Source organism: Aestuariivirga sp. (assembly GCF_037139295.1).
Classification (GTDB): domain Bacteria; phylum Pseudomonadota; class Alphaproteobacteria; order Rhizobiales; family Aestuariivirgaceae; genus Aestuariivirga.
The window spans coordinates 1-10,182 of sequence record NZ_JBAXGR010000105.1 but is presented as its reverse complement, the minus strand read 5'-3'; the positions used below and the strand labels follow the sequence as shown (position 1 = coordinate 10,182).

At 61.7% G+C, this 10,182-nt stretch carries 8 protein-coding genes and 1 tRNA gene; all 9 read left to right on the top strand.

Annotation, left to right across the window (positions count from 1 at the left end):
• Positions 1 to 112: 112 nt before the first annotated feature.
• Positions 113 to 188, top strand: a tRNA-Trp gene (locus WCJ41_RS17905).
• 18 nt (positions 189 to 206) lie between these two features.
• The gene (gene secE / locus WCJ41_RS17900; protein ID WP_336907201.1) at positions 207 to 404 is read left to right on the top strand and encodes a preprotein translocase subunit SecE; all 198 of its coding nucleotides are present in this window, start codon (positions 207 to 209) and stop codon (positions 402 to 404) included.
• A gap of 9 nt (positions 405 to 413) precedes the next feature.
• The gene (gene nusG, locus WCJ41_RS17895; RefSeq protein ID WP_336907200.1) at positions 414 to 947 is read left to right on the top strand and encodes a transcription termination/antitermination protein NusG; all 534 of its coding nucleotides are present in this window, start codon (positions 414 to 416) and stop codon (positions 945 to 947) included.
• An 84-nt stretch (positions 948 to 1,031) separates the two neighbouring features.
• Positions 1,032 to 1,463, top strand: coding sequence for a 50S ribosomal protein L11 (rplK, locus tag WCJ41_RS17890; RefSeq protein ID WP_336907199.1), 432 nt, complete (start codon positions 1,032 to 1,034; stop codon positions 1,461 to 1,463).
• A gap of 5 nt (positions 1,464 to 1,468) precedes the next feature.
• Positions 1,469 to 2,170: a 50S ribosomal protein L1 gene (gene rplA, locus WCJ41_RS17885; protein WP_336907198.1), complete on the top strand. Its 702-nt coding sequence runs from the start codon at positions 1,469 to 1,471 to the stop codon at positions 2,168 to 2,170.
• Between the two features lie 344 nt (positions 2,171 to 2,514).
• On the top strand, positions 2,515 to 3,036 hold the full coding sequence (gene rplJ, locus WCJ41_RS17880) for a 50S ribosomal protein L10 (RefSeq protein ID WP_336907197.1): 522 nt from the start codon (positions 2,515 to 2,517) through the stop codon (positions 3,034 to 3,036).
• A gap of 52 nt (positions 3,037 to 3,088) precedes the next feature.
• The gene (gene rplL / locus WCJ41_RS17875) at positions 3,089 to 3,463 is read left to right on the top strand and encodes a 50S ribosomal protein L7/L12 (protein WP_336907196.1); all 375 of its coding nucleotides are present in this window, start codon (positions 3,089 to 3,091) and stop codon (positions 3,461 to 3,463) included.
• Positions 3,464 to 3,609: 146 nt separating this feature from the next.
• A complete protein-coding gene (gene rpoB, locus WCJ41_RS17870) occupies positions 3,610 to 7,713 on the top strand; it encodes a DNA-directed RNA polymerase subunit beta (protein WP_336907195.1) in 4,104 nt (1,367 codons plus the stop codon).
• A gap of 97 nt (positions 7,714 to 7,810) precedes the next feature.
• On the top strand, positions 7,811 to 10,182 hold a 2,372-nt coding region (gene rpoC / locus WCJ41_RS17865), incomplete at its 3' end, for a DNA-directed RNA polymerase subunit beta' (protein WP_336907194.1).

Genomic DNA, 10,182 nt, shown 5'->3' with positions numbered 1-10,182 from the left:
TCGCCATCCGTGAAGGCGGTCGTACCGTCGGCGCCGGCGTCGTCGCCAAGATCACGGATTGAGACTTTAAATGGTGTGGCGGGCTCCTTAACTGAGGGGTCCGCCGCGCTCTAGGGGTATAGCTCAGTTGGTAGAGCGGCGGTCTCCAAAACCGCAGGTCGAGGGTTCGAGCCCTTCTGCCCCTGCCAATTTTTAAGGAAGTAAACGTGGCAAAGACCAATCCGTTCGAGTTTCTCCAGGAGGTCCGCGAGGAGGCCAACAAGGTCACCTGGCCGTCCCGCCGCGAGATCATGATCTCGACCGTGATGGTGTTCATCATGGTTGCGGTTGCTTCCATCTTCTTCCTCATCGTCGATTCCGTCCTGCACCGCGGCGTGCAGTGGATCCTCGGTCTCGCGGGTTAAAGGGCGAACATGGCTAAGCGCTGGTACATCGTTCACGCCTACTCGAATTTCGAGAAGAAGGTTGCGGACTCGATCAAGGAACAGTCGGTCCAGAAGGGTCTGGGCGATCTGTTCGAGCAGGTTCTCGTGCCGACCGAAGAGGTCATCGAGGTCCGTCGCGGCCGCAAGATCAAGTCCGAGCGCCGCTTCTTCCCCGGCTACGTGCTGGTGAAGATGGAGCTGACCGATCAGGCCTTCCACCTGATCAAGAACACACCGAAGGTCACGGGCTTCCTGGGCTCTGACTCGAAGCCGATCCCGATCTCGGACGCCGAGGCCTCGCGCATCCTGAACCAGGTGGCGGAGGGCGTCGAGCGTCCGAAGTCCACGCTTACCTTCGAAGTCGGCGAGCAGGTTCGCGTCGCCGATGGACCTTTCGCGTCCTTCTCCGGTCAGGTGGAGGAAGTGGATGAAGAGCGGTCACGGCTCAAGGTCGCCGTGTCCATCTTCGGCAGGCCCACGCCTGTCGAACTCGAGTACGGGCAGGTCGAGAAGCTCCGCTGATCAACCCGCTCAACCCGGTGGGAGGCCTTCAACAAGCCGGACCACTAACCTCAATCAGCCGGATGAACCGGCGAGGGAAAGAAAATGGCTAAGAAAGTCGTCGGCTACATCAAGCTGCAAGTGCCGGCTGGTCAGGCAAACCCGTCTCCGCCGATCGGCCCCGCTCTCGGTCAGCGGGGTCTCAACATCATGGAATTCTGCAAGGCCTTCAACGCCGCCACGCAGAAGATGGAACCCGGCATGCCGGTTCCGGTGGTCATCACCGCCTTCCAGGACAAGTCGTTCACCTTCGAGATGAAGTCGCCGCCCGCGACCTACTTCCTGAAGAAGATCGCCGGCCTCAAGTCCGGCTCGAAGGAGCCCGGCAAGGCTGCTTTCGTCGGCAAGGTCACGATGGCCCAGTGCCGTGAGATCGCCGAACAGAAGCTCAAGGGCATGAACGCGCGCGACCTCGATGCCGCTGCGCGTGAAATTGCCGGCTCCGCCCGGTCCATGGGCCTCCAGGTGACGGAATAAGAACGATGACAAAGCTCGCTAAGCGTATTGCCAAGAACGCCGAAGGCATCGACCGTGTGAAGTTCTATGGCCTCGATGAGGCCGTGAAGCTGATCAAGGAACGGGCCAACGCCAAGTTCAACGAAACCGTCGAGATCGCCATGAACCTCGGCGTCGACCCGCGCCACTCGGACCAGATGGTCCGCGGCGTCGTCAACCTGCCGAACGGCACCGGCCGCAACCTGCGCGTCGGCGTCTTCGCCAAGGGTGCGAAGGCAGAAGAGGCCAAGAAGGCCGGTGCAGAAGTCGTGGGTGCAGAGGATCTCTTCGAGATCGTCAGCAAGGGCACGATCGACTTCGACCGTTGCATTGCCACGCCGGACATGATGGGCCTCGTCGGCCGTCTTGGTAAGGTGCTGGGCCCGCGCGGCATGATGCCGAACCCGAAGGTCGGCACGGTGACCATGGACGTCGCCGGTGCGGTCAAGGCCGCCAAGGGCGGCGCTGTTGAGTTCCGCGTCGAAAAGGCCGGCATCGTGCAGGGCGGCGTCGGCAAGGCGTCCTTCTCGGACGAGCAGCTGAGCCAGAACATCAAGGCCTTCGTGGACGCCGTCATCAAGGCGAAGCCCCCGGCAGCCAAGGGCACCTACGTCAAGAAATTGTCCATTTCTTCGTCCATGGGTCCCGGCCTCAAGCTTGATCTTGCCTCCGTAACCGGCGGCGCATAAGCTTTTAAACGAGTTTCCTTACTGAAATCAGTCAATGATTTCAGTAAGGTGCCCGAAGTTTTTTGAACTTCGGTTTACCTGTCCGAGATTGCAGGCGCAGGGGCTCTGGTCCCTGCTTAAAAGCCCAGCCTGCATGAGATGGGTGTCAAAACGGAATTCGGATCCCCATATGGGGGTGCAAAGTCGGTTTGGACCTCATGGACCCAGTCCCGGGAATACCCGGGCAGGGGGACAGGCACGTAAGCGCCGCTCTGGCGCCCGCTGCCTTCGTGTGGTGGACGTCTTGAGCGGTTGGTCCAACGGCGGACGGGTTCATAGCCCTTTCGCCATAAAGGAGAGAGCAAGTGGAAAGAGCTGAAAAGAAAGAGCTCGTCGCAACGCTCAACCAGGTGTTCAAGACCACCGGTGTGATCGTTGTGGCCCACAACAAGGGACTCACTGTGAACCAGGTCAATGACCTGCGTAACAAGATGTCCCAGGCGGGGGCGACCGTGAAGGTCGCCAAGAACCGTCTCGCTAAGCTTGCTCTTGATGGCACTGACGCAGCCGGGATCAAGGACCTCTTCGTGGGTCCGACCATGGTGGCTTACGCCGCTGATCCCGTCTCGGCACCCAAGGTCGCCTCGGCCTTCGCCAAGGGGAACGACAAGTTCGTCGTCCTCGGCGGTGCGCTGGGCAAGACCGTCATGGATGCCAATGCGGTCAAGGCACTCGCTGAACTGCCCTCGCTCGACGAGCTCCGGGGCAGGCTCATTGGTCTCATTCAGGCGCCCGCCACCAAGATTGCTGGTGTGCTTCAGGCTCCTGCTGGCCAGCTGGCGCGTGTCTTCAACGCCTATGCCACCAAGGATCAGGCCGCTGGCTAAGACGCCACGCCTTAACCACTGTCAAACCAACCGACTATAGAAAGATACTCAAATGGCTGATCTCGCCAAGATTGTTGAAGACCTCTCGGCTCTGTCCGTTCTGGAAGCCGCTGAACTGTCCAAGATGCTCGAAGAGAAGTGGGGCGTTTCCGCTGCCGCTCCGGTCGCTATGGCCGCTGCTCCGGGCGCTGCCGCTGCTGCTCCGGCCGAAGAGAAGACCGAGTTCACGGTCGTTCTCGCCGCGGCCGGCGACAAGAAGATCGAAGTCATCAAGGAAGTCCGCGCCATCACCGGCCTGGGCCTGAAGGAAGCCAAGGACCTCGTCGAAGGCGCCCCGAAGACCGTCAAGGAAGGTGTCAACAAGGCTGACTCCGAAGCAATGAAGAAGAAGCTCGAGGCCGTTGGTGCCAAGGTCGAGCTGAAGTAACGAACTTCCGGTGGCGCCTTGCTTGATAAGGGCAGGGCGCCTCCGGACCATTACCGAGCCGTCCGCGACGGCTTGCCGAACCTCCCCGAACGGGGGGTTCGGCAAGCTGTCGAATATGCATGTTTTTGAACTGTCAAGGGGATCCCATGGCCGAAACTCAGTCCGCCGCTAGCCGCAAACGCCTCCGCAAGTTCTTTGGCAGGAAAATCGAAGTGGCTGAGATGCCGAACCTCATCGAGGTTCAGCGCGAAAGCTACGACCAGTTCCTGCAGATGGTGGAGCCCAAGGGCGGGCGTGCGAATGAGGGCCTCCAGGCCGTCTTCAAGTCGGTGTTTCCGATCACCGACTTCTCGGGCCAGGCCATGCTCGAATTCGTCCGCTACGAATTCGAACAGCCGAAGTTCGACGTCGACGAGTGCCAGCAGCGCGGCATGACGTTTGCGGCACCGCTCAAGGTGACGCTGCGCCTGATCGTGTTCGAAATTGATCCGGACACGCAGTCAAAGTCGGTCAAGGACATCAAGGAGCAGGACGTCTACATGGGCGACATGCCGCTCATGACCGCCAACGGCACCTTCGTCGTCAACGGCACCGAGCGCGTCATCGTTTCCCAGATGCACCGTTCGCCGGGCGTGTTCTTCGACCACGACAAGGGCAAGACGCACTCTTCCGGCAAGCTGCTGTTTGCTGCACGCATCATTCCGTATCGCGGTTCCTGGCTCGACTTCGAGTTCGACGCCAAGGACATCATCTATGCGCGCATCGACCGTCGCCGCAAGCTGCCGATCACCACGCTGCTCTATGCGCTGGGCCTCGACGCCGAGGAGATACTCCACACATTCTACAAGACCGTCACCTACAAGCTGACGAAGAATGGCTGGAAGACGCCGTTCGACGCGCAGCGCTTCAAGGGCATCAAGCCCGCCGTCGACCTGATCGACGCCAAGACCGGCCAGGTCGTTGTCGAAGCCGGCAAGAAGATCACGCCGCGCCTCGCCCGCAAGATTGCCGAGGACGGCGTCAAGGACCTTCTGGTTCAGGACGCGGAGCTCCACGGCATGTACCTCGCTGACGAACTCGTCAACGAGAAGACAGGCGAAATCTTTGCCGAGGCCGGCGACGAGATCAGCGAGAAGCTGCTCAACCAGCTCAAGGAATCGGGCCATGGCGAGCTGCGTTTCCTCGACATCGACCACATCAACAACGGCCCCTACATCCGCAACACGCTGAAGGCCGACAAGGTTGAAAGCTACGAGCAGGCGCTCGTCGAAATCTACCGCGTCATGCGCCCGGGCGAGCCGCCGACGCGCGAGACCGCGGAAGCGCTTTTCAACGGCCTGTTCTTCGACCAGGAGCGCTACGACCTCTCGGCCGTGGGCCGCGTCAAAATGAACATGCGCCTCGAACTCGACGTGCCAGACACGATGCGCGTTCTCCGCAAGGAAGACATCATCTCCGTCATCAAGACGCTGCATGAACTCCGCGATGGCAAGGGCGAAGTCGACGACATCGATCACCTCGGCAACCGCCGTGTGCGCTCGGTCGGCGAGCTCATGGAGAACCAGTACCGTCTCGGCCTCGTCCGTATGGAGCGCGCCATCAAGGAGCGCATGTCCTCGGTCGATATCGACACGGTGATGCCGCATGACCTGATAAACGCCAAGCCCGCGGCTGCCGCGGTGCGTGAGTTCTTCGGCTCGTCCCAGCTCTCGCAGTTCATGGACCAGACCAACCCGCTCTCCGAGATCACCCACAAGCGCCGCCTGTCGGCCCTTGGACCGGGTGGTCTGACGCGTGAGCGCGCCGGCTTCGAAGTGCGCGACGTGCATCCCACGCACTACGGCCGCATCTGCCCGATTGAAACGCCGGAAGGCCCGAACATCGGCCTCATCAACTCGCTGGCCACCTATGCCCGCGTGAACAAGTACGGCTTCATCGAAACGCCTTACCGCAAGGTTGTTGACGGCAAGGTGACGGACGACGTCGTGTATCTCTCCGCCATCGAGGAGCAGAAGCACCACATCGCCCAGGCCAACGTCGCGCTGACGGCGAAGGGCGGCTTCGCCGAGGACCTCGTCATTGCCCGCCACGCCGGCGACGTGCTGATCGTTCCGGCTGATCGCATCGACTATGTCGACGTGTCGCCGAAGCAGCTCGTGTCGGTTGCAGCGGCGCTGATCCCGTTCCTCGAGAACGACGACGCCAACCGTGCTCTGATGGGCTCCAACATGCAGCGTCAGGCGGTTCCGCTGGTGCGTACCAACGCGCCGCTCGTCGGCACCGGTATGGAAGCCGTGGTTGCGCGTGACTCAGGCGCCGCCGTGGCCGCCCGCCGTTCCGGCGTGGTCGACCAGGTGGATGCCAAGCGCATCGTCATCCGCGCGACGGAGGAGACCGATCCGTCGAAGTCGGGCGTCGACATCTACACGCTCGCAAAGTTCCAGCGCTCGAACCAGAACACCTGCATCAACCAGCGTCCGCTGGTGCGCGTGGGTGACCGTGTTAAGGCCGGCGACATCATCGCCGACGGCCCGTCGACGGATCTGGGCGATCTCGCGCTCGGCCAGAACGTGCTCGTCGCGTTCATGCCGTGGAATGGCTACAACTTCGAGGACTCGATCCTGCTCTCCGAGCGGATCGTGAAGGATGACGTGTTCACCTCCATTCACATCGAGGAATTCGACGTGATGGCGCGCGACACGAAGCTTGGCCCCGAGGAAATCACCCGCGATATCCCGAACGTCGGCGAAGAAGCCCTCAAGAACCTCGATGAAGCCGGCATCGTCTACATCGGTGCCGAAGTGAAGCCGGGCGACATCCTGTGCGGCAAGATCACGCCGAAGGGCGAAAGCCCGATGACGCCGGAAGAGAAACTGCTCCGCGCCATCTTCGGCGAAAAGGCTTCCGACGTGCGTGACACGTCGCTGCGCCTGCCGCCGGGCGTCTCGGGCACGGTTGTCGAAGTGCGCGTGTTTAACCGCCACGGTGTGGACAAGGACGAGCGTGCGCAGGCCATCGAGAAGGAAGAGATCGAGCGTCTCGCGAAGGACCGCGACGACGAACTCGCCATCCTCGACCGTAACTCCTACGGCCGTCTCAAGCTGTTCCTTGCCGGCAAGTCCGCCACCAGCGGTCCGAAGGGGCACAAGATTGAAGGCAAGATCACCGAGAAGATCCTCGAAGACGTGCCGCAATCGCAGTGGTGGAGCATCGCGCTCGGCGACGAGAAGGCGATTGGCGAACTCGAAGCCATGAAGCAGCAGTATGACGAGTCCAAGAAGCGTCTCGACACGCGCTTCCACGACAAGGTCGACAAGCTGCAGCGCGGTGACGAGCTGCCGCCGGGCGTCATGAAGATGGTCAAGGTCTTCGTCGCCGTGAAGCGCAAGATCCAGCCGGGCGACAAGATGGCCGGCCGTCACGGCAACAAGGGTGTGGTCTCCCGCATCGTTCCGATCGAGGACATGCCGTTCCTCGAGGACGGCACGCATGTGGACGTGGTGCTGAACCCGCTGGGCGTGCCTTCGCGCATGAACGTCGGCCAGATCCTCGAGACGCATCTGGGCTGGGCCTGTGCCGGCATGGGCCGCAAGATCGGCGCCATGCTCGACGCATTGCGTGACAACAAGGACGTGAAGCCGCTGCGCACCGAGCTCAGCCGCATCTATGGCAAGCATGAGGAACTCGAAAGCCTCGACGACAAGTCGCTTGTGGAAGCCGCCGAGAACCTTCGCCGTGGCGTTCCCATCGCAACCCCCGTCTTCGACGGTGCGCGCGAAGAGGACATCGCGGCCATGCTCAAGGATGCAGGCCTCTCGACCTCTGGTCAGGTGACGCTGTTCGACGGCCGTTCGGGCGAGCCCTTCGACCGTCAGGTCACCGTGGGCTACATCTACATGCTCAAGCTGCACCACCTCGTGGACGACAAGATCCATGCCCGTTCCATCGGCCCGTACTCGCTCGTTACCCAGCAGCCGCTGGGCGGCAAGGCGCAGTTCGGTGGCCAGCGCTTCGGCGAAATGGAAGTCTGGGCTCTGGAAGCCTACGGAGCGGCCTATACGCTGCAGGAGATGCTCACCATCAAGTCGGACGACGTCGCAGGCCGTACCAAGGTCTACGAGGCGATCGTCCGCGGTGACGACACCTTCGAAGCGGGCATCCCCGAAAGCTTCAACGTTCTCGTCAAGGAAATGCGGTCGCTGAGCCTCAACGTCGAGCTCCAGAACTCGCAACAGAACGTCTCGAGCTAAATTCCGGCGGCGGAAGGGAAGCCTTCCGCCGACCACCCAAAAGAATTCGAACATCCCCGCGGGTTCGCGCACCCCGCACAAAATGGAGAAGTGGCCGATGAACCAAGAGGTCATGAACGTCTTCAACCCGGCAACGCCGGTTCCGACCTTCGACCAGATCCGCATCTCGATCGCCAGCCCGGAGAAGATCCTGTCCTGGTCGTTCGGCGAGATCAAGAAGCCCGAGACCATCAACTACCGCACCTTCAAGCCGGAGCGGGACGGGCTGTTCTGCGCCCGCATCTTCGGACCCGTGAAGGACTACGAGTGCCTCTGCGGCAAGTACAAGCGGATGAAGTACAAGGGCATCATCTGCGAAAAGTGCGGCGTGGAAGTCACGCTCTCGAAGGTCCGGCGCGAGCGCATGGGCCACATCGAGCTCGCAGCACCCGTTGCCCACATCTGGTTCCTGAAGTCGCTGCCGAGCCGCATTTCCATGCTGCTCGACATGACGCTGAAGGACGTTGAGCGCATTCTTTACTTCGAGAATTACATCGTCCTCGAGCCCGGCCTCACCCCGATGAAGCTGCACCAGCTGCTGTCGGAGAGTGAGTACATCAAGGCGCAGGAAGACTACGGCGAGGACGCTTTCACGGCCGGCATCGGCGCCGAGGCCGTGCGCGACATGCTGATGTCGATCAATCTCGAGCAACTGCGTGACCAGCTCCGTGAGGAGCTCAAGAACGCGACCGGCGACCTGAAGCCCAAGAAGCTCGCAAAGCGCCTGAAGCTGGTCGAGAGCTTCCTCGAGTCCGGCAACCGTCCGGAGTGGATGATCCTCACCCAGGTTCCGGTGATCCCGCCCGAGCTGCGCCCGCTGGTGCCGCTCGACGGTGGCCGCTTCGCGACCTCCGATCTGAACGATCTCTACCGCCGCGTGATCAACCGCAACAACCGCCTCAAGCGCCTGATCGAACTCCGCGCGCCGGACATCATCGTGCGCAACGAGAAGCGCATGCTGCAGGAAGCCGTTGACGCACTGTTCGACAACGGCCGCCGTGGCCGCGTCATCACCGGCGCCAACAAGCGCCCGCTGAAGTCTCTGGCCGACATGCTGAAGGGCAAGCAGGGCCGCTTCCGCCAGAACCTGCTTGGCAAGCGCGTCGACTATTCCGGCCGCTCGGTCATCGTCGTCGGTCCCGAAATGAAGCTGCATCAGTGCGGCCTGCCGAAGAAGATGGCGCTCGAACTGTTCAAGCCCTTCATCTATTCGCGTCTCGACGCGAAGGGCCTGTCGGCCACGGTGAAGCAGGCCAAGAAGCTGGTCGAAAAGGAAAAGCCGGAGGTCTGGGATATCCTCGATGAGGTCATCCGCGAACACCCCGTCCTGCTTAACCGCGCTCCCACTCTCCATCGTCTCGGCATCCAGGCCTTCGAGCCGGTGCTGATCGAGGGCAAGGCCATCCAGCTCCATCCGCTCGTCTGCACCGCCTTCAACGCCGACTTCGACGGCGACCAGATGGCCGTTCACGTGCCGCTGTCGCTCGAAGCCCAGCTCGAAGCGCGCGTCCTCATGATGTCCACGAACAACGTGCTGCACCCGGCGAACGGTCAGCCGATCATCGTGCCGTCGCAGGACATCGTGCTCGGCCTCTACTATCTCTCGATCATGCGCAAGGGTGAGCCCGGTGAGGGCAAGGCCTTCGGCAACATGGCCGAGATCGACCATGCGCTGGCGGCCGGCGTGATCACGCTCGCGACCAAGATCAAGGGCCGCGTCACCGACATGAACGCGGAAGGCAAGCTCTATACCCGCATCGTGGAAACGACGCCGGGCCGCATGAAGATCGGCGAGCTTCTGCCCAAGGCGATCAACATCAGCTACGACCTCTGCAACAAGCTGATGACCAAGCGCGACATCTCCAAGATGATCGACGCGGTCTACCGCCACTGCGGCCAGAAAGAGTCGGTCATCTTCTGTGATCGCATCATGGGCCTCGGCTTCTACAACGCCTACAAGGCGGGTATCTCCTTCGGCAAGGATGACATGGTCATCCCCGAGACCAAGGAGAAGATCGTCGGCGCCACGCGCGAACTCGTGAAGGAGTTCGAGCAGCAGTACATCGACGGCCTGATCACCCAGGGCGAGAAGTACAACAAGGTCGTCGACGCCTGGGCCAAGACCACCGACAAGGTAGCCGAGGAAATGATGGCGCGCATCTCGGCGGTGCAGATCGACGAGAAGACCGGCCGCGAGAAGCAGATCAACTCGATCTACATGATGAGCCACTCGGGTGCGCGTGGTTCGCCCGCGCAGATGAAGCAGCTGGGCGGAATGCGCGGCCTCATGGCCAAGCCGTCGGGCGAGATCATCGAGACGCCGATCATCTCGAACTTCAAGGAAGGCCTGTCGGTTCTCGAGTACTTCAACTCAACCCACGGCGCCCGCAAGGGCCTCGCCGACACCGCGCTCAAGACCGCGAACTCCGG

Bases quoted from the DNA above. Each gene is read 5' to 3' on its own strand.
- nusG (WP_336907200.1), top strand. From the start codon at position 414: ATGGCTAAGCGCTGGTACATCGTTCACGCCTACTCGAATTTCGAGAAG.
- rplK (WP_336907199.1), top strand. From the start codon at position 1,032: ATGGCTAAGAAAGTCGTCGGCTACATCAAGCTGCAAGTGCCGGCTGGT.
- rplA (WP_336907198.1), top strand. From the start codon at position 1,469: ATGACAAAGCTCGCTAAGCGTATTGCCAAGAACGCCGAAGGCATCGAC.
- rplL (WP_336907196.1), top strand. From the start codon at position 3,089: ATGGCTGATCTCGCCAAGATTGTTGAAGACCTCTCGGCTCTGTCCGTT.
- rpoB (WP_336907195.1), top strand. From the start codon at position 3,610: ATGGCCGAAACTCAGTCCGCCGCTAGCCGCAAACGCCTCCGCAAGTTC.